This window comes from Butyricimonas sp. RTP31003st1_G1_RTP31003_210430 (genome assembly GCF_040920905.1).
Classification (GTDB): Bacteria; Bacteroidota; Bacteroidia; order Bacteroidales; family Marinifilaceae; genus Butyricimonas; species Butyricimonas paravirosa.
In genome coordinates, this window is sequence record NZ_JBCOSQ010000033.1 from 17882 (window position 1) to 37263 (window position 19382).

The following is a 19382-nucleotide window of genomic DNA, read 5'->3' on the forward strand; positions in this document are numbered from 1 at the left end:
TGTTCTTGGCCCCGAGTTATACTATTTTTAGAAATTATTTATACATTTGTACCGGGTGAAGGAGATTTCACCTGGTTTAAAAGGATTAACGTGTACTACACAACCATTGATACTCCCACGGTGGAACGATCGAGTATCTTTGGGGAGACGTGGTACGTATATATAACGTGTACGTACCCGTCTTAATTGAACTGTTCCGATCGTTCCACCGTGGGGAGCAGTGAGATTAAGCGGGTACGTTTTTTCATGCTTAAAATTTTGCAATTATAGACTTGGTAATGTCGGAGATGCGACACGGCTGTGTGTGAAATGCAAGGCGTCAACGAATCTCTCGTTGGCAGGGGTATCCGGAGAAAGGATACCCCTTTAATAAAAAAAGAACATATCTTTCCCCAAAAAAACTGTCCTTTTTATCCTGCTTCTCAATACCTATCATTGTAACAAAAATAGCTGTCATGATAGAAATGTTCATCAATAACAAACCTTTGGTTTTACCCTCCGATTTAAAGATCCGGGTCGAGATCAATTCCCCGGCATTTGAATCAGACGTGATCCCCTCCAGTATCGTTTATTATTTTAACGTCCCGGTCACCCAAAACGAAGAAGTTTTCAACTACGCCAATTACGTTGAAGTAAAAAACAAATACCGTGAATACAACTGGAAGATGAGATTCGAGGGATTTTGGATATTCTCCGGGAAATTAATCGTCACGCAAATAAACACGGAATTCAGGTGCGCAGCCTCCATCAAACAACTACCGACCGAATTCGGTGATAGAAACATAACCGATTTTACCTATGACCGAATCTTACTCGGTAGTAAAAGCATGAAAGAATACGTCAACGAGGTCAGGAAACAAAAATCATTCACGCTCTCTTTTCCTTCCATTTACGCCCCGAACCTTTACGGGGAAGGAGAATCGGCAGACAACCAAGACTTCGGAAAAATCGTGAACGCCATGAATATCGAGAATACCAGCTCGAACGTGAACACGGTCATTCCCTGTTTTCACGCCATATACATCATCGAGACCATGTTCAAGTCGGAAGGTTACCAGATTCTCAATTCTTTCGATCACTCTTTCAAAGAACTCCTTCTTTTCAACAATTACACCCTTGACCAGTTACCCGTGGAAAACTACGCGTTCTCGAATCTCGTTGGAAAAACGAATTTAATCCTTACTGCCACAGATGACCCCACGAACAGCATCCGGTTTAACAAGTATTACGCCACCCCGGGAGAATACGAAATCAGTATTTTCGCCAAAGCCAAGTTCACCTCTCACTCCAACCCCGAAAATACACAAATGATCGTTGAAGCATCCATGGTCTACACGGCACATCAAGGGAACCCAAACGGTACCCGCAAAGAAATCAACCGTGTTAAAGTTGAATACGATCCCAATTACCGTGATAAAATTGACGTTTTCATCGATATTTGTTTCACGCAAATTTTCGAACAACCCGGGGAAAACTGGCTATATTTCGAGATGTATGCTTACAATAGCAAGGGTAACGCCATCTTGAGAAATTACGAGATCACGGAAGGATACATCGAGATTCGCCGGATCAATTCCTCGACCACAGATCTCAACACCTACATGAAAGAAATAAACCCCGTGAATCACCTTCCGGAAATATCATGCAGTGATTTTCTCGTGTCCTTCAAACAATTGCTAGGGTTCATCTACTTGTTCGATTTCACGAATAAAACCCTGCAAGTCATTTTCATGAAGGATCTCTTGAAAACGAAGGCTCTTGATCTCACTGAACAATACATTTCGGACACCCCGGATACAGAGATCAAAGAACCGCAAGCGTACGAGTTAAAATATGATATTGACGAATTCAATATAAACGGTTACACCTACGAAGGCCAGTACAACTCGTTAAAAGAACTCCCCTCCCCGATTCGTGAGAAACTACTCGTTAGAATCAAGAACATCAATAGTTTTTACGAATCCAAGATCGTTGACAACACCTTGCAATGGGTTCGAGCCGCTGATGTCTACAAACCCCTTGTCACGCACAAGTACACGAAAAAAGAGAGTGTTGATATCAAGTTACAACCCATCGCCATGGATGAATACAAGGATTCCGTTCATCCCTATTACCCGGAACAAGGCGTCTCGGCCCTGTACTCGCCAAGCACGAGCAAAACAGACAAACTGATCTGTATGTTAAGAACCGATGCCTACGGGGCCACGACGGCAAACATGGGATATTCCATATTATCCAACATGTTCTCCTTTGACCTCGAAGCCGATGACGGGGCGTATAACAAGTACCTAAAATCCTGGTACGATTTTATCTCCACGGCCAACACTTACACCTTCTCTTTCCGGGTGAACATCGAAGACGTGTTCCGGATCCTCACCTTGTTTAACCCGCAGGAAGGAACCCCGGAAGAACAAACCCGCCGGGTCAGGGTTCTGAACCAGGAATACATCCCGTTCCAATTCACGTTCGAGTTCTCACACGATAACATCATTTGCCAAGCCAAACTCATGAAAAATGACAACAACTGATATAAACCAACAGATCCAAGCCTTCAACAAGGACGTTGCCGGCTGGGGAAAGCGAGTCCGGAATCAAACGATATTTAACGCCCGGAAATTAAAAAATCCCGCAGCCAGACCCCGTTCAAAAGTTAAAACTATGCGAAGTAACGATGAAGAAGTTCTTAGCCAATCCATCGGGGAAAAAACGTACAAGAGCGACGGGGAAATTGATTGTATCGGGTTCTCGTTCGCCCGGCACGGGGTATTCTGGCAGAAAGGTGTCGGCCGAGGCTACGTCATGCAAAACGGGATCGTTACACGTGGCCAGAAAAAAAGAATTGGGATAAACAAACACGATAAAAGAACCACCTTCATCGCCACCGCTGGCCCGATCAGACGTAAACCCGTGGACTGGTTCAACGGTTTAATATCAAGAGAAGTTGAAACTCTCGCCGACATCGTTGCCGAGCATTACGCCGATCGGGTAATCAACGCTACCCGGATGACCATCCGGTAACGTAACTTCAAGGCCTACCCCTCTGTTTTGCTTTTTTGTCTCCAATATTTTGATCTATCAGATCTAGTTTTTATATCTAATCATTAAAAAAACATGAATTTAAACTTGCTATTTTAAAATATTTTAATATTTTTGTTATGCATATGCAAAAGGATCCTATTTCACAATTTACAAGTTATTGCTAAACCTAAAAACTTATAAACCATGAATGAACCACCAGTTTTACACCGCTTACATGCTCGTTTGAAAGAACAATGCATATAATATTTCAAACAATATTCTTGCTATTATTTTAAGTAAATTATCAAAAAGGAGGATTTATTCATGAGATTTTCCACAAGAAAGATAACTATATTTAGTACAATAATTTTTCACATAATCTTGACTGGATGTGCAGACAAACAAAATCGGCCATCAAATTGTAACATCCCGATCGGCCATTTGTTATTCAGCGAGGAATGGTTAGAACTAGGAACCGTACAAATGAATAAAGTTCAAGAAAAATGGGTTCATATTTTTAACCCTACACGAGAAAACGTGACACTATCAGTCGTGGAAACTCCCGAGGAAAATTCATCCCTAAAAGTTTCACGAAAAGTTGGGAACAAACGTGTGCAAGCGATACAATCATTTACCATACCAAGTGGTAAAGTGGATTCATTGTTAGTAACATTTTTACCACAGAATGATTTTCCATACGGGGAATTTCTTAACACCGTGTATCTCAAATGTAATGGAGAAATATTAATGACCGGGATAAAAGTCGGGGGTATCGTGGTTGATAATTTTGAAAACGTACCTCCCAGCGAAACCCCACATGGAATTCTGGATCGAGATACAATCGTGTTCCGGTTCGAACAGGGAAAGCAAGTTCCCGTAACATTTGACGTGGAGGTTCAAAACAATGGAAACTCCGACTTAATCGTGAGAAAAATAGAAACGACATGCTCATGCGTGACAACAAAACTTGATAACACCACAATTGCAACCGGAAAATCTACCGTATTGCACGCACAATTTATCCCTGAAGGATTAGCCGGATCATTTTGGCAAGAAATCCGTTTAGTGACAAATGACCCTCAAACACCGTTAAAAACCGTGTTTATTAGATGTTATGTTGAAGAAAAAAATTAAAAACCATGAGAAATTTATCAAAGTATTTCATTTTAAGCATTACATTATCGTTGTTATGCTTAGGAGGATGTGAAAAAGCAATGCTTGACAACAATTTATCATACGCATCATTATATGCAGATTCCGTTTATTTAAGTTTTGACGGGAACTTGAATGATCCTAGAGTGATTGATGCCAATTTAGATGAATACATGCAAGCCTATCGAAGGCTGACCAAACATTTAACCTACAAAGAAGGTTTTTTATCCTGGGATCTCGATTCTGCCTCCCAAGTAAAAGTATCCCAAAACATTTATGACTACTTAATAGGATGCTGGAAATATGATAATACATTACTAGCATCCGGTGAATATAAATTAGATCTAGTTGCTGATGGTTACAGGATTATGCCTAAAGAGATTCCTTTATCAAGTTCACGTTCAGACCCCCCATACCCAGTTCCAATGCTCAAAGGCAATAACAGGTTTGGAGAGAATTTCGGTTTATGCGCTCGGATATACAGAGAATATTACAAATTCCAATCTTTAGCCCAATATATTGATTATCATGCTTCAGAATTTTCCCCTGACGGCTATGGTATTTATAGTATCCAAGGGATACAGAACACACTAAATGCTAGTCGCGTAACAGGATATGCAACGTATTACGCAGCAAATTGTTGTTACACGACTCCTAATTACTTATGCGATGCAAATAAAATCGGATCCCCATATATAAAGGATTCAAGAGATAAAGATGGGATCGGGGAAATCATTCGAGCTGTAAGAAATCTTAGCCACAAGCATATATGTGCTAATATACTTGTAACAACCGCTAAATAACCGGTAAATAAAATGCTTCATCCATGCTTTTTTTGAAAAAACGAAAATTCATAGTTTACTCATGTGCTTGGCTTTTAACAAGCTGTACTCCACCAGCTAACGAAAGAACGTATTATGAACAATTATACGTGGATTCTCTTTTTATCACTTGTGAAGGAGATCTAAACAGACCGGGAGTAATCGAACAACAAGAAACAGCCTACATGAAAGCGTGCCAACGCATGACACGCCATTTACGATACGGGGATTCTCTGTCATGGGATTTCACGGCAAAAGAACTTAAAGTATCTGATGACGTGTACGATTATTTAACAGGATGTTGGAGACACGAAAACTCGCTATTACGAGGAGATAACCCCCATATCCATGGTAAATTCATTCTAAAATTGGTACCTAACGGATATATTTTGTTACCTTCACGAGAACATGGGGAATAAAAGATTTTACAAAAAGCGAAGTTTTCCACTTCGCTTTTCTTTTTTTTCATAATTTCAAAAAAAGTATAATCTTTCGAATTATTATTCGTAATTTATCCCCCGCAAAATCAAAACAAGGGAAATAATGTATAGCAGTTTTCTAATATTTGATCTGGAAACAACCGGATTACTTAAAACGAATGACTCACCAGAAAATTACGAGTCATACCCACAAATAGTACAAATATCATGGTCTCTATTAAGAATGGGATATCAAAATGCCGAAATAAAATCATTCTATTTATGTCCTTCTTGTAAAATTTCTCCTTCCGCACAACAGGTACATGGTTTATCAAAAATCTACCTCAAGATACATGGTTCACAACCAAATGAGGTTTTTGATGAATTCTTAAAAGATGCTTCTAATGCCGAAGTGTTAGTCGCTCACAACATAAAGTTCGACTTTCCCGTTTTAGAAGCAGAACTTTATAGATGGGGTTACGATAGACCATTAGCACGAAAAAATTTATGGTGCACCATGGAGGCAGGGAAAAAATACTGGGGTTACAAAAAGTATCCAAAACTCATTGAATTAGCAGAATTTTGTAATGCAATTTCAAAAGATTCAATTCAGATTAACCATTCAAATCTACATAACGCTCAAACAGACGTTGATTTAGCTTTACAATGTTTCATTTTTTTGATGAGAGATAACTCTGATCTATTCAAAAATATAAGAATACCATACGCTAAAAAACAAAAAAAAGTACCACCACAAAAATCAATCAAGCATCCAATAATGAGAAAATCATGTACTCAATGCAACACCTTAAACGATGAAGACGCCACATATTGCAGAATATGTGGAAAATTTTTTACATTCTATTCTGCAAATATTGAATGCTTTGATAAATTTTCATACACCCCATGTTTTCATTGTAAAAAAGATACTCCTACCAAAGAAGATGAAAACAAGTATTGTGTCAATTGTGGAAAAATATTAGACTTTTAAAAGTAAAGTTTAAGCAACTATAAAATTGAAAGCGAAGTTCTCACTTCGCTTTTTTCTTCCCCTCAAATTTTGCCATATCGTAACTTTCTTCTACATTTGTAGTGTTCAAAGTTTAATACGTAAGGTGGAGATAGACCACCCCGGATTCACGAAGGTGGATTTTTTATATCTATCAGGAAACTATGTTGCAAGATACGCGGTGTATACCCCCGTGTTCACGTTATAATGACGTGGACGAGCCTTACGTAAGACTTTGAACAACGGGACAGGTACACCGTTTTTTCGTACCCAAAACGTTCAAAAATTACGTAACATGAAAAAACAATTTCAAACCCCATCACCCCGGGGCATCATCTCGCAACAAAACAAGGTAAACACCTTCCGGGAACTATTCTTGAACAACCTCGACTCCCCTCACGTGGAGATTTACCGCAAGGCATGGGCGAAAGCCAGAGCAAGATTATCCGAGATGCAAACAGCCATTCATTTTTGCAGAAAGGAGGCGTGTCATGAGTAATCAACAAGCCTCGATTCAAGCCGAGAAAGCCGTCATCGAATCCTGCATCCGGGACATGGAAAACATCTGTCAATCCATTCAAGGCCTTTACCCGGTCATCAACACGAACATCCCGAACTCTCGACTTTCCAACACGGAAAGCGAAGCCTGTAACTTCATCGAATCCATTCAAGCCGCTTTCGTTTCTGCCGGGAATCTCTTAACATCCGTCATCAGAAAGGAGGTAAAACATGTGTAACGACAAGTACTTAGAAGCTCTCGAAGAATTGATGGACTCGTTCCTCGAACGATATTTCCCCGCCGACACGTGGCAGGAGTCAAACGAGCAATACACCTCCACCGAGATACTCGAGATGTTTAACTCCGTTTACCCTATTCCATTGGAAGACATTTACGAGCAACTACGGGAAAAGGGATTCAAGTGCGTTCCCGTGGCCGGGCAAGGTAAATTCGTCTGGCTACTGAAAACAAGATAAACACCTACCCCGTTCCACCCGAACGGGGTTCTTTCTTCAAAACCTGTCCTTTTTCCCGTTTTCGATAAAGTACTATTTTATCCCCCGCAAAATCAAAACAAAAAAAATAATGTATAGTAGTTTTCTAATATTTGATCTGGAAACAACCGAATTACTTCTCGCCATGTGTTGTATTGTCTATGTAAGCGATTGAGCAACAACGCCAGCTTTGTTATTGATGTGTGAATTGTTCCCGGAAAGATCACAAAGAGGCTGGTTGAAGTTCCATTTGCCACTAATTTCGACTTAAAAAGTAATTTTTCATAAAAGAAATACAGAAAGCGTGGAAAGTGATTGGCATATTTGCCAATTACGATTACCTTTGCACCTGTATTTAGTAATCATTAAAAGTGGCGACAACACTTAAAATACGGTAAAAACGATTATGACAGATAAAGGACAACATTCTTTTTTGGAAATTCCGACACAATCATCAGCCCAGATTATTAGCCGAAATGAGGTCGAAGTAATAGCTCCCGATGGAGAAGTTTTCACGGTCTTGTGCCAAATAGGTGCATACACAAGTAAAGAAACCCAAGATCACGAACTTCATTGGTTGGAAGTCTTGTTTGACAAAAACTTTTCCGATGATAAAGAGGAAATGACAAATTCTATTTGGCGAGAATCTGTACAATTTGCCATTGGTGGTGGAATTTTAGGCATTAGTACTGGTACACGCCATAAGGATCGAGCACGTATCGGTGAGCGAATTCGTCAGATACGTGAAGACAGAGGTATGGAAGCTCGTGACTTGGCAAGACTTGCTGGCATTGATGCCGCTAATCTCAGCCGTATTGAAAATGGAAAGTATTCAGTAGGGCTTGATATTTTGTCTAAAATAGCTGCCGTCTTAGGAAAGAAAATAGATTTTGTTGACCTTAATTAGTCTGTTATGATTGACATAAACAATTTCAAGGTTGAAGTTTCTTGCGAATATAAAGGAGAAACATATTCTGTACGGGATAATGGTGCTATTATGAGGCATCCTAAAAAAGCTTGTCGAATAAGACCTTTGGATAACAAATGGACTTTTGGCGAAAAAAATGAAGCCAATGGATATATGTTTTTTGCTTCAAACATTCGTGTCCATCAAGTTGTAGCATCCGCTTTTTGGGGACATCAGAAAGCGGAAGGGATGGTTGTTGACCATAAAGACACGAACAGATGCAATAATAGAGCAGAAAACCTCCATTGGGTAACGAAGCTTGAAAACGTATTGAACAATCCGATAACTCGCCGAAGAATTATCAATATATGTGGTAGCGTAGCAGCGTTTCTTGAAAATCCTACCTTGCTGCGAGATAGTTCTGCAGACCCCAATTTCAAGTGGATGCGCACCGTGTCTGAAGAGGAAGCCGCCAAATGTAAGGCCAATTTAGAAAGATGGAATCAAGAAGATACAGAATTTACAGGTGTTCCGCAAGGCAATGGTATCGGTGAATGGATATACAAAGAGTATCAGCCCGTGAAACAAGGCGATAGTGTTCGTCAGGATTGGACACAATTGTCTACACAGATGCCACATGCTTGTGAACAACAGGAAGAAATGGCGTTGCCTTCATTAATGGAATCATTAACTTCTAATGCCATGCAAGAATATTGGAAAACGCCAACGGAATTTCCCTTATGTCCCACAGACAAAATATCTTTGGAGGCATATTATTCATCATTGGAAATAGGAAAAATATTTTCAAACAACACCTATGGTACAAATACCATCATAGAATTCGCTATATCAGATGATGGAAAACAGTTGTGTGTTGCGACCCATAATCCAGAGGGACTAAAACAATGGTATATTACCTATGTATATATATTGGATGATAAGTATATTCATAAAAATGGAGGTTCCTTTTTCGAGGAGAATGGCGCATTAAAGACAATAACACTCTTTCAGGGAAAAGAATGGACTGGTGATGATTGCATAGATGATTACTGCTAATCAGATTGGAATATCGTAATTAAAAATATCACAAGATGAAAACACCTACCCCGTTCCACCCGAACGGGGTTCTTTCTTCAAAACTTGTCCTTTTTTTCCCGTTTTCGATAAAGTACTATTGCCCGTAAAATGAAGAAGTCATGGCAAGAAGTAACACGACAAACAAACGGGTAAACCTGTATATCAATGGTAAAGAAGCTGCCAACAGTATAAAAGAAGTCAAGGCCGAAATGCAAAAACTCGTGAACGAGCAAGCCCGACTAAAACTTGGCAGTGACGAATACATCGCCCATGCCAAAAAAATCAAAATATTAAAAGGTATCATTCAGGAACACAACGACTCGCTAAAAACGACACATACCCGTTGGTTATCTATTTCCGGAATAACCAACGGTTTTAACACGTATTTCGGAATGGTTACCTCCTTTCTTGCCGGCCTTACCGGTATCGTGTTAGGTTTCAGAAAATGTGGAGATGAAGCCGGAAAATTTGAAGAAAACCTCAGTAACTTATCCGCGTTAACCGGGCTTGCCGGGGAAAACCTTGAATGGCTAAGTAACAAGGCCAAGGAAATGTCAATAACCACGACCAAGGAAGGAATAAATATCAAACAATCCGCTACAGACATTCTCGATGCCTTCACGAAAATGGGTTCTCAACGCCCGGAACTCCTGAAAAATAAAGAAGCTCTCGCCGCAGTAACCGAGGACGCCATCATCCTTTCAGAAGCCGCCAAAATGCAACTGGAACCCGCCGCTGCATCTCTCGCGAACGTGATGAACCAGTTTAACGCGAAATCCTCTGACAGTAGAAGAATCATCAACGAACTAGCGGCCGGATCTCAAGCCGGGGCCGGGGATATTCAATACCTTTCCGACGCGATTGAAAAGTGCGGTACCACGGCCTATTTAATGGGAATACAAACGAACCAGGCTGTTGGACTAATAGAAGCGGTCGCTCCAAAATTTAAAGAAGCTAGCATGGCCGGCAACAGCCTAGACAAAGTTTTACTAAAATTAAAAGAGAAACAAATCGGTTTTAAAACCGGAACCTTTGATATAAACCAAGCCCTAGAGGAACTTGAAACAAGAATAGCCAAGGGAGAATCCTCCGCGAAAATATTCGGGGTTGAACACGCGAAAATGGCAGAGGTCTTGATTCAAGCAAAAGAAGATATTAACCGGTACACGAACGCCGTGACCGGAGCAGAGAAAGCTATCGAGATGGCCGCGAAAAACACGAACAACAGGATGGCAGAACGGGCCCAAGCGATGAACCGACTCAAACTTCAAATGATCGAGGTCGGGGAAAAGATTTCCCCGGCAATCACGATAGGAACCAACACGTTCACTTATTTCTTAAAAGCCTTGACCAAGGCTCCCGGGTTATTCAAAGAAAACAAAGAAATTATCGTTCCTCTCGCCTCGGCAATCCTCGCCTTATCCGGGAAAACACTCCTTGCCTCCACCGCAATTATTAAAAACAGGGCAGCTCTCTTGCTTGACACGGTGGCCAAACAAAAAAACGCCCTTGTCACCGCTTTTCTAACCGAAAAAACAAACCAGTATAATATCACGCAAGGACGTCTACACCCGGCCTTGTTAAAAGCAAGAACCGCATTCGTCATGCTTAACCGTGCCATGGTGGCCAATCCCATCGGGGCCATCACGATCGCATTCACCGCCCTCCGGAGTGCCCTTACCTATTACGACCGTAACAACGAGGAAAGTATCCGACTCGAACGAGAGAAAACGGAAGTCATGAACACCCTCAAAACAAGCAACGAAAAACTCTCCGAACAGTACAAAAGTTACAACACTCAAATATCAAGATTGAACACCCTTTCACGACAAGAGAAACTCGATTTACGTGAAAAAATCGCCCTTGCAATCCAATCTGCCAAAGCCGAACTTGAACTTTACAAAACCAAACAATTAAATATAAAAAAAGAGAATACTACCGTCGGGACATGGGATATCACTTGGAAAACACTGACAACATTCAAGAACCCCTTCGCTCCCCAAAAAGGTATAGAAAGAACATTTGACAAGTTAAAAGAAACAGCCCGGAAGAAAGGAGAAGAAGCGGCCGCCGAACTTGATCCCGGGATCAACAAGATCCAAGAATCCATCAACTCCATGGAGCAAGATTTAAAACAACTTGATAACATTTTCAACGCCGAGAGTAGCGCGGACAAGATCGGTTCATCCACGATCACCCAGCTAGAAGAAAAAATAAACCTGTATAAAATAGCTCTCGACAACGCCACTCGTGAAAGTGAAGAATTTTATCGTGTCCAGACGAAACTCGTCAACACACAAAAAGCACTTAACGAGGCTATTAAAAACAGGGATTATACCACGGAAACGGAAGATAAAGCGACCGAAAAAGAACACGCGAAAAAACTCCAGGCCGCGGAAGCATTAGCTAAAAAGAAAAAAGAAATCGAAGAACAACTCGCCCAAAAGATTCAAGAAATAAACAACCAGGTACAAATCTCTTCCTTGAAAGAAGACGAGAAAGAGATCATGGCAGCTCACAACAAATTTCAAGAGCTATTATCCATATGTCAGAAATATAACCTGGATGCCACGGAGCTTTACGAGGCACATCACCAAGAAATTTCCTTCATTCTCGACAAACAACTCGAAAAAGGTGTCACGGCAACGATCGAGGCAGAAGAAAGAATACAGGCCGCTTTAAGCTCCTCCTCCGAGAAACAAAAGAATGAAATACAGAAAAGATACTCGGATCTCCTAGCCCTCGCCCAGCAACATGGCATTGACACGGATGCCATACGCCAACAAATCCAGGAAAAAATGGATCAAGAGCTTAAAAATATTCAAGATCCAGGCGGGATGCAACTATTTAACATCACCGAGGAAGAATGGGAAGAATTCGAGGAAAAAATGAACATGGCACTAGATCTCGCCGGACAACTCAACAACATCTGGGGACAATTCAACGAGTTTCAGAATAACCGAGATAAAAAGGAGCTCCAAGACTACGAGAAAAACACCAACAAGAAAAAGGAACTCCTAAACAAGCAACTTGAATCTGGACGAATTAGTCAAGAAAGGTATAATGCCAGAATTGCCCAACTTGACGCAGATCTTGACAAAAAGAAAACGGAAATCGCAAATAGACAAGCCAAAAGAGATAAGGCGCAAGGAATATTCTCAGCAACTATAAATACAGCATCCTCCATCATGCAGGCTCTCGCGAACGTCGCTCCTCCATACAGCTACGTCCTTGCCGCCATATCTGCCGCAATGGGAGCCGTTCAAATTGCAACCATTGCCAGTACACCCCTACCCGAGTATGCCCAGGGAGGAATGACGGATGGAGCTAGAGTGTACATCGCCGGGGAAGCCGGCAGGGAATGGATTGCCCCCAATAATATGCTCAACGACCCGATCACGGGGCCGATCATTCAGCAACTCGAACTCGTTCGCTCCGGAATCCTCTCCCCGGAACAATTGCGTCCCATTTTACCGGACTTCTCCACGATGACCTCGATACCGATGTATGCGACAGGAGGCCTCTCCGGACCCGTACAAAACACGACGAATTTTTACCAAACGTCAACGGAAGATACACGCCTCCTAGAAACGGTACAAGGTCTCCGGGACGAGATCAGGATAATGAACACGTACTTGTCGGATCCAAGAAACAGGCAAGCGTATATCAGTAACGACGTGTTGATTCAAAACGAGAAGGAAATGAACCTACTGAATTACCTTAAGCAACTATAAGTCATTTTAAAATCAAGAATGTTATTAACGATAATAACATTCTTGATTTTACTAATACTTTTACTAATACTTTTACTAATAATTCAGCAAATTATTCTACATTTGCATCATAAATTTTATAATACAGACAAGGGTGTTTATAATTTCGTTCTTCAAAATCATTTAAACAGATCTAACATTCATGAGATTTTCTCGTTTAATTTAGATTATGCACATAAAGATAAGAAACGATGGATAAAAAAATAATAGCATTTGAATATATCATTTCCCAGCTCATTGATTGGCTTCAGGATTTAACTGGATATGAACAAAGCCAAGCTTTAAAAGAATTCAATAAGCTAAAGTTATTCAAATTGCATTTTTTTGTTTCTGCCATAGATACTAAAAGCGAAGGAGATACAAAGCAAGATCTCCTAGATACATTTGATGCATTCTACGCTCTTCCATACGGACCTGTTGAAAGTTTTGTATATAATCACTTAGATGACCTACAAATTTATACCATAACAAATGGTCCAATTTCTCAACAAAGAGCTATTGGGAATTATTTTAATTCTTTGAGCCAAACGACAAAAGATTATGTGAATGAATCCATTCGGCAATTACGTGAAAAAAATGAGGAAATTGTAACTTATCCTGCATTTGATCTCGTAGAACTGAGTCATCAATGGCCAGTTTGGAGATTACTATATAATCGAGCTATAAAACAAGGTAAAAGAAGTACTGAAATGCCATCAGAACTCATAAGAGTTAGTACAAAAATATTTAGATAGTTCATGTGTCAATATTTCTCTAAAGCGGAAAATCTTTTAAATTCGATTCCCTTAATTTATAAAGATATTGCCCCAGATAAACTCGAAGAACCTAATAAAATAGAAGATGCCAAAGCGGATATTGATAAAGAACGTTTAGAAATATGCGATAAAATTAGAGGTATTGGTATTGAAATTTATGAAAACTTAAATTTATCTGTTATCCGGGGATCTTATGTAGAAAATGGTAATTTTGAAGACAGAATTATCAAATTCGACAAAACACTAAGTAGTTTTGACATACCAGGAGATATCGAACTCTATAACTGTATCAGCGATTGTTTTACAAAAGTTTTAATCAATAGTTTAAAACAATACCAATATCTAACACATCAACTTCAAGTTAGAAATGATAATCCTGATAAATTGTTTCTTCTCTATGATTTTAAAGCCGAACCATTTGGAAACTACCAGGGAAATTTAAATCTTGATTTAACTCCTTATGCAGATATATTTTATCACAATATATTAATTTCCATTCTAGATCGTGATTTTTCATTAAATAATAATATATTAAAAAAGCTATTTGAAATAACACATGAATTACAAAAGCACACATTAAAAAATAGCAAAGTTTGTAAATTACTAATTGACAAATGTAATTTACTTATCTTCAAGTTTATAGCTAAAGACAATGACGAATATTTTCGTGCATTCTCTATCTCTCATGATTTTATTGATATTGATATAGCCCCTTCAAAAATAGAAACGTCATACTTGACACATTTTAAAGATCTAATAGAGAAAGCATACCCTAGTAAAAGAGAAGAAAATTATGATTATCTAAAAAAATACTATCAAGATAAAAATGGAGAACCCAAAACCTTTGAAGACTTTTTTATCTTTGTCCAATTTTACAGAAAAGTAACAGAAAGTACCAACGATATCGATTCATTAATATCTCGTTTCAAGGAAAGATTTAAGTCTGAAGCTGACCGTAAAGGTTTCAATAAAAGAAGTTTTGATATATGTCTTAATTATCTATTTAATAATAAAATATCACTATTAAGCAAACGAACATTTAAGAATATTGAAGATATAGATTCCATACTCAAGAAAACTCAAGAAATTCAAAACAAGACAGGTATATATAATTTTTTCCCTTATGCAAAAATAGCCAAATGCTATATAAATTTCTTGAACCAAATAATCCACAACTACAATATTAACGACCACATTTCTGATGTAAAAAAGGCAATCTACAATTTAGAAACAAGTATCGATTGTTCTAAAAAATATCTAGAAAGAAGCGACATTTACAGTATTTTACCATTTAGACCTAATTTTTCTGGTTGCTGCTGCCATGTCCAAATAGATGAAGAAAATTTTAATGTTTTTGTTGCATCAGCCTATATTATTCCCACTAATTACGAGAAATACATAAAAGAACTATCGGAGTTAGAGTCCGAGCATCAGATCTTCAAAACAATCTTCGCAACACAAAAGTTTATAAATACAACAAAGCAAGAAACTGGAGAACTTCTTGCAAATGCTAATCAAAGAATCCAAAAAGCCATGGATTTTGCAAAGGATGAAAGCCAAAAGGCCATAGATGTTGCAAATGATAGCCAAAAAAACAACATACAAATTTTATCCGTATTTGCAGCATTAGTTGTCTTCGCCATGGGAAATTTCCAAGTATATCGCATGGTAAATACTTTCCACGAAGCTATCGTTTTTACGTTTAGCCTCGCCTTTTCTTTATGCTTGTTTTCAGTCGTTATTTGGTTTATTGTCAGTAAAAAGGAAGGAGATAAGATGTCTAAAGCACACAAAATAGCATGTGGTTTATTAACAGTGGGATTAGGTGTTTGCATTTATGTAATATTTAGTGATACCTTCAAAAACACCCCCATCGCCCCTCCAAACAAAGCAATAACCATTCCTACCGATTCTATAAATATAAACAATATTTCTATTCGGAACATTGTTTATCCACAAAATGACAAAAAACAAAAAGAAGATACACTATCGACCAAAGTAATAAAGGAAAAAAGTGATGTTACACAAAAAAATAATGTCTCTACAAATCGTCCCAATACTAAAACAAAATAAATCAGTTTCAATATTTATAAATTCATCCCCTTGGCAATCCGAGTTTAACGACCAACACCCTGGCCACCCGCTTAAAAAAGAGCGTCAGAAGCCAAATTTTTGCTACTTTTTATCTCGGCATTTGAGAGTTAAAAAGTAGTCCCGCCACGGCGAAGCCCTCCTTTCCCTATCATGTAAGGAGAACTTCGCCGCAGTTGTTCGAATCTTTACATTTGCCCGTTATCCGAAAATGAATAATAACATTCTTTGTCCCCCGTGATAATCAAATGATCCACGAACGCCATCCGCATAATATCAGCGCATTTCTTTATATTTCGTGTTAATTTTATATCCTCGTTACTCGGGTGCAATTTCCCGCTTGGATGGTTATGAGCAATGACAAAAGCGGTAGCGTTCATTCCTAGTAAAAACTGAAAAATCATCCTTTCATCAACAACCGTGGAAGTTATTCCACCCTCGAAAAGTTTCGAGTAACCTAACACGTCACAATTATTATTCAATGCCAACACGTAAACACTCTCACGATATTCTATTTCATTTTGATCCCACACGCTTGTAAACACTTCCGCCATTTGGCCGGGAGAATTGATATGTTTATACTTTATATCCTTGTCACGAACGTAAGAAACTTTAAACTCCCCAACCCGATCCCCTCGTGTAATGGAGGATTCCATCATGTTACCCGATTTTATCCTGTACACTTGTTTATCGGAGAACAAATGTATCACGGGGAAATATTTCAACTCTTTCCCTCCCTTCGTCACCCGTTCCCGAGGTTTTCCCCACGCTATAAAAGCCTTTTCACCTTTACGCACCCCGTACCCGTCAACCTTCCACTCGGCAAAGGTTTTGAACTCGTTAGCATCACCCGTTTCGTATATGTAGTTCAGCAAGACATAATTAATAGTACCGTCAATTTCCTCTAATGATTTTAACGATCTCGCCACTTTCGAGGCCTCCACTAAAGCCTCTCTTTTCATGGCTAACTTTCCACTATAACACATATCACTAAATTTAAAACTTGAATAATAAAGACTTACAAAATATCATCAATACTATGATCAGGATTCGTTTCTAACACGATTTCTTTGCTCGCTCCCACTCCTGCAATCTCGACCTTGCGTACTTGCTTATCGGAAAACAAGTAACACACGGGAAAGAAACTATACTCGTCATCTTCTCCCTCCCCCCGTTTCGTGTCTGTTTCTTCCTTATTTTCGTTTCCCGTTCTCGGTTGCCCCCAAATAACAAACGCTTTAGAACCTTTTAAAATGGTATATCCTAGCTCTTTCCACTGGGCAAAAGTGTTGAACTCTGTTGCCCCGTTCGTGTTGTAGATCAATTTCAATAGAATTTCATTAATTGTCATATCAAGCCTTTCTTTCTGTCGCATCTGCTTGGCCACGTTAGAAAGTTCTATTAATTTCGTTCTAGTTTCCTTAAATTGTTTACCTTTGCTCATGATTGAATTTTTTTGGTTAGACACTTTAAAAATTTGATTTCTGTACGGGGAACGGTGGCTGCCGTTCCCCATTTTTATCAACAAGCAATTTCAGTTTTCAACTTATCCATTTTGGCATTAATCCTGTTCAAAACACAATTAATCACATCACCAATAACAACGGGGTTATTCATTGAAAACACGGTATCATTTCGATATTGCGAGAGTTTCCCAAGACTTAACTTGTAACTTTCACATTCAAATTCATCATCCTCGATACATTCTTCTATCTCTTCCTGGATCGTTTTTAAACGTTCCGATTCGCTTACAAGCCTATCCAACTGCATGATTAATTCTTGTTTCCGTTGGTAATACTGGATTCTTTCTTCCAAGTTCACGGGTTCCTGCAATTTCTTGTTGGCCTCCTCAAGTTGTTTTTTCAAACTTTCGATTTCTTCATCCTTATTCACCTCTTTTGGCTCTTCTTTCAAGGGAGGAACAATTTTAGTTTTCTCGGGGATTAATTCCATCGGAAGTAAATTTTTCGTTTCCTCTTTTGGTTTCTCTACTTTTTTGTTCGTTGTCATAATCTTTAAATTTTAGTTAGACATTGTGTTTGATTTCTGTATTACAAATATACGCAGAAAATCAAGAATATACAAGTATTTTTCTTATCCAATACACTACATATCAGCCACTTAAATACAAACATCTCGAATGAGATCAATTAAAATAGTTCTACCTCGCGAAAAAAAAAATTTACTTTTTTCAGTCATGAAATAGCGAGATCCTCGCGGAAATCGCCTGTAATAAAGCCACAACTTTAGAATCATTATAAATTAGCACTTAAATACGGTTTATTTCTAATTAATTACATCAATGTCAAGTTATTGACACCATTCAAAACGGGAAATTCCCGTTTTGACAGCAAGTTAACCCCAGAGCCCCGCCCTATCCAGCAACGCAACTTTTCGCCTCGTGGCGCAGGAAATATGAAGGGAGGGAGAGGCCTTTAACATGTCATCACATACCGCCAATAGTCCTATATGCCAAATACATGTGATCCCTTTATAATTTAAATTTAGTCCTTGATTGCAAAAAGATTCATGCAATCAAAGTAGGTCAGTAAGTCGGTAGATCGTGAAAAATAACGCAATCCACATGATAAATTAATTTCATTTTATAGCCACAATAAAAAAAAGAACAATTTTGTTCCAAAATATTTTGAAACAAGGAACATATTTGTTACATTTGTATTGTTCAATTATAACGCTCTTTGATATGAAGTTTTCGGAGTTCTACAAGCTGATCGAAGCCGCAGGGTGGACACTCAGCAAAGGGAAAAAACATTACAAGTATGTTCATCCCGACTACGAGTACTCTATTCCAGTTGGACGTCATCCCTCGAAAGAAATTCCCAAGGGAACGTTAAACGAGATGATGAAACAAGCTGGAATCAAGAAGAAGTAGCAAGTACCACCCCTCGGGGTGGTACATAATTGAACGAATTAAAATTATAAACTATGGGAAAAATTATCGCTATTATCGAGAAATCAGAAGACGGAGGGTACGGAATACATACCCCTAACGTGAACGGATTATTTGGTTATGGCCTAACAGAAGATGAAGCGAAAGAAAGTCTTCAAGAGGCTTTGGATAGCCAACTTGAATATTTTGATGAAACCGGCAAAGAGATTCCGGAACTCCTCAAGGGAGAGATCACGTTTGAATACAAATATGATCTATCAGCTTTTTTTAAAAGTTTCCCATTTATCAACGTTTCAGCTTTTGCCAAGGAAGTCGGAATTAACCCTTCTCTTATGCGCAAGTATAAAGAAAGACTAGCCTTCGCTGGGGACAAACAAAAAGCTATCATACAAAATAGATTTAATGATATTATAAAGAAACTGAGTACCGTACAGTTTTAAAAAAGAGCTTTTTAAT

19 protein-coding genes are annotated in these 19382 nt (G+C 38.9%); 16 read left to right on the top strand and 3 right to left on the bottom strand.

The window, feature by feature from the left end; genetic code table 11:
• Positions 1–455: 455 nt before the first annotated feature.
• From AB5542_RS11545 to AB5542_RS11610, 14 genes are all read left to right on the top strand, one after another.
• Entirely contained in the window at positions 456–2528 is a 2073-nt protein-coding gene (locus AB5542_RS11545) for a hypothetical protein (protein ID WP_368243070.1), read from the top strand.
• On the top strand, positions 2515–3018 hold the full coding sequence (locus AB5542_RS11550) for a hypothetical protein (protein WP_368243071.1): 504 nt from the start codon (positions 2515–2517) through the stop codon (positions 3016–3018). The genes AB5542_RS11545 and AB5542_RS11550 overlap by 14 nt, the downstream gene beginning before the upstream one ends.
• A 381-nt stretch (positions 3019–3399) precedes the next feature.
• Complete coding sequence (locus AB5542_RS11555; RefSeq protein ID WP_368243072.1) at positions 3400–4152, top strand: DUF1573 domain-containing protein; 753 nt, start codon at positions 3400–3402, stop codon at positions 4150–4152.
• Positions 4153–4157: 5 nt separating this feature from the next.
• Entirely contained in the window at positions 4158–4973 is an 816-nt protein-coding gene (locus AB5542_RS11560; protein ID WP_368243073.1) for a hypothetical protein, read from the top strand.
• A gap of 23 nt (positions 4974–4996) precedes the next feature.
• Positions 4997–5410 (top strand): hypothetical protein, encoded by a 414-nt coding sequence (locus tag AB5542_RS11565; protein ID WP_368243074.1) that lies wholly within the window; start codon positions 4997–4999, stop codon positions 5408–5410.
• Between the two features lie 124 nt (positions 5411–5534).
• A complete protein-coding gene (locus AB5542_RS11570) occupies positions 5535–6401 on the top strand; it encodes an exonuclease domain-containing protein (protein ID WP_368243075.1) in 867 nt (288 codons plus the stop codon).
• A 313-nt stretch (positions 6402–6714) separates the two neighbouring features.
• Positions 6715–6918 carry a hypothetical protein gene (locus AB5542_RS11575; protein WP_368243076.1) on the top strand — a complete coding sequence of 68 codons (204 nt, stop codon included), beginning with the start codon at positions 6715–6717 and terminating at the stop codon, positions 6916–6918.
• Entirely contained in the window at positions 6911–7156 is a 246-nt protein-coding gene (locus tag AB5542_RS11580) for a hypothetical protein (protein WP_368243077.1), read from the top strand. Before AB5542_RS11575 ends, AB5542_RS11580 begins: the two co-directional genes overlap by 8 nt.
• Positions 7149–7394, top strand: coding sequence for a hypothetical protein (locus AB5542_RS11585; protein ID WP_368243078.1), 246 nt, complete (start codon positions 7149–7151; stop codon positions 7392–7394). The genes AB5542_RS11580 and AB5542_RS11585 overlap by 8 nt, the downstream gene beginning before the upstream one ends.
• A 424-nt stretch (positions 7395–7818) precedes the next feature.
• On the top strand, positions 7819–8319 hold the full coding sequence (locus tag AB5542_RS11590; protein WP_278701310.1) for a helix-turn-helix domain-containing protein: 501 nt from the start codon (positions 7819–7821) through the stop codon (positions 8317–8319).
• Between the two features lie 6 nt (positions 8320–8325).
• Positions 8326–9375, top strand: coding sequence for an HNH endonuclease signature motif containing protein (locus tag AB5542_RS11595; protein ID WP_279038286.1), 1050 nt, complete (start codon positions 8326–8328; stop codon positions 9373–9375).
• A 140-nt stretch (positions 9376–9515) separates the two neighbouring features.
• On the top strand, positions 9516–13130 hold the full coding sequence (locus tag AB5542_RS11600; protein ID WP_288215053.1) for a phage tail tape measure protein: 3615 nt from the start codon (positions 9516–9518) through the stop codon (positions 13128–13130).
• 230 nt (positions 13131–13360) lie between these two features.
• Positions 13361–13903, top strand: coding sequence for a type II toxin-antitoxin system antitoxin SocA domain-containing protein (locus tag AB5542_RS11605; protein WP_288215052.1), 543 nt, complete (start codon positions 13361–13363; stop codon positions 13901–13903).
• A gap of 3 nt (positions 13904–13906) precedes the next feature.
• A complete protein-coding gene (locus AB5542_RS11610) occupies positions 13907–15997 on the top strand; it encodes a hypothetical protein (protein WP_288215051.1) in 2091 nt (696 codons plus the stop codon).
• A 206-nt stretch (positions 15998–16203) separates the two neighbouring features.
• On the opposite strand, the gene AB5542_RS11615 is transcribed toward AB5542_RS11610, so the two are convergent.
• The 3 genes from AB5542_RS11615 to AB5542_RS11625 form a co-directional block, all read right to left on the bottom strand.
• The gene (locus AB5542_RS11615; protein WP_279040802.1) at positions 16204–17001 is read right to left on the bottom strand and encodes a JAB domain-containing protein; all 798 of its coding nucleotides are present in this window, start codon (positions 16999–17001) and stop codon (positions 16204–16206) included.
• 32 nt (positions 17002–17033) lie between these two features.
• On the bottom strand, positions 17034–17459 hold the full coding sequence (locus AB5542_RS11620; RefSeq protein WP_278701314.1) for an ArdC-like ssDNA-binding domain-containing protein: 426 nt from the start codon (positions 17457–17459) through the stop codon (positions 17034–17036).
• A gap of 77 nt (positions 17460–17536) precedes the next feature.
• Positions 17537–18025, bottom strand: a complete 489-nt coding sequence (locus tag AB5542_RS11625; RefSeq protein ID WP_278701315.1) for a hypothetical protein — start codon at positions 18023–18025, stop codon at positions 17537–17539.
• 694 nt (positions 18026–18719) lie between these two features.
• On the opposite strand from AB5542_RS11625, the gene AB5542_RS11630 reads away from it, so the two are divergent.
• Together AB5542_RS11630 and AB5542_RS11635 are read left to right on the top strand one after the other, a co-directional pair.
• Complete coding sequence (locus AB5542_RS11630; protein ID WP_118304682.1) at positions 18720–18908, top strand: type II toxin-antitoxin system HicA family toxin; 189 nt, start codon at positions 18720–18722, stop codon at positions 18906–18908.
• Between the two features lie 53 nt (positions 18909–18961).
• Positions 18962–19366, top strand: a complete 405-nt coding sequence (locus AB5542_RS11635) for a type II toxin-antitoxin system HicB family antitoxin (RefSeq protein ID WP_288215050.1) — start codon at positions 18962–18964, stop codon at positions 19364–19366.
• Positions 19367–19382 lie beyond the last annotated feature (16 nt).

Coding starts and splice junctions, on each gene's coding strand:
- AB5542_RS11590 (WP_278701310.1), top strand. CDS start 7,819: ATGACAGATAAAGGACAACATTCTTTTTTGGAAATTCCGACACAATCA.
- AB5542_RS11615 (WP_279040802.1), bottom strand. CDS start 17,001: ATGTGTTATAGTGGAAAGTTAGCCATGAAAAGAGAGGCTTTAGTGGAG.
- AB5542_RS11570 (WP_368243075.1), top strand. CDS start 5,535: ATGTATAGCAGTTTTCTAATATTTGATCTGGAAACAACCGGATTACTT.
- AB5542_RS11575 (WP_368243076.1), top strand. CDS start 6,715: ATGAAAAAACAATTTCAAACCCCATCACCCCGGGGCATCATCTCGCAA.
- AB5542_RS11565 (WP_368243074.1), top strand. CDS start 4,997: ATGCTTTTTTTGAAAAAACGAAAATTCATAGTTTACTCATGTGCTTGG.
- AB5542_RS11585 (WP_368243078.1), top strand. CDS start 7,149: ATGTGTAACGACAAGTACTTAGAAGCTCTCGAAGAATTGATGGACTCG.
- AB5542_RS11550 (WP_368243071.1), top strand. CDS start 2,515: ATGACAACAACTGATATAAACCAACAGATCCAAGCCTTCAACAAGGAC.
- AB5542_RS11630 (WP_118304682.1), top strand. CDS start 18,720: ATGAAGTTTTCGGAGTTCTACAAGCTGATCGAAGCCGCAGGGTGGACA.
- AB5542_RS11635 (WP_288215050.1), top strand. CDS start 18,962: ATGGGAAAAATTATCGCTATTATCGAGAAATCAGAAGACGGAGGGTAC.
- AB5542_RS11580 (WP_368243077.1), top strand. CDS start 6,911: ATGAGTAATCAACAAGCCTCGATTCAAGCCGAGAAAGCCGTCATCGAA.
- AB5542_RS11560 (WP_368243073.1), top strand. CDS start 4,158: ATGAGAAATTTATCAAAGTATTTCATTTTAAGCATTACATTATCGTTG.
- AB5542_RS11545 (WP_368243070.1), top strand. CDS start 456: ATGATAGAAATGTTCATCAATAACAAACCTTTGGTTTTACCCTCCGAT.
- AB5542_RS11620 (WP_278701314.1), bottom strand. CDS start 17,459: ATGAGCAAAGGTAAACAATTTAAGGAAACTAGAACGAAATTAATAGAA.
- AB5542_RS11610 (WP_288215051.1), top strand. CDS start 13,907: ATGTGTCAATATTTCTCTAAAGCGGAAAATCTTTTAAATTCGATTCCC.
- AB5542_RS11600 (WP_288215053.1), top strand. CDS start 9,516: ATGGCAAGAAGTAACACGACAAACAAACGGGTAAACCTGTATATCAAT.
- AB5542_RS11605 (WP_288215052.1), top strand. CDS start 13,361: ATGGATAAAAAAATAATAGCATTTGAATATATCATTTCCCAGCTCATT.
- AB5542_RS11595 (WP_279038286.1), top strand. CDS start 8,326: ATGATTGACATAAACAATTTCAAGGTTGAAGTTTCTTGCGAATATAAA.
- AB5542_RS11625 (WP_278701315.1), bottom strand. CDS start 18,025: ATGACAACGAACAAAAAAGTAGAGAAACCAAAAGAGGAAACGAAAAAT.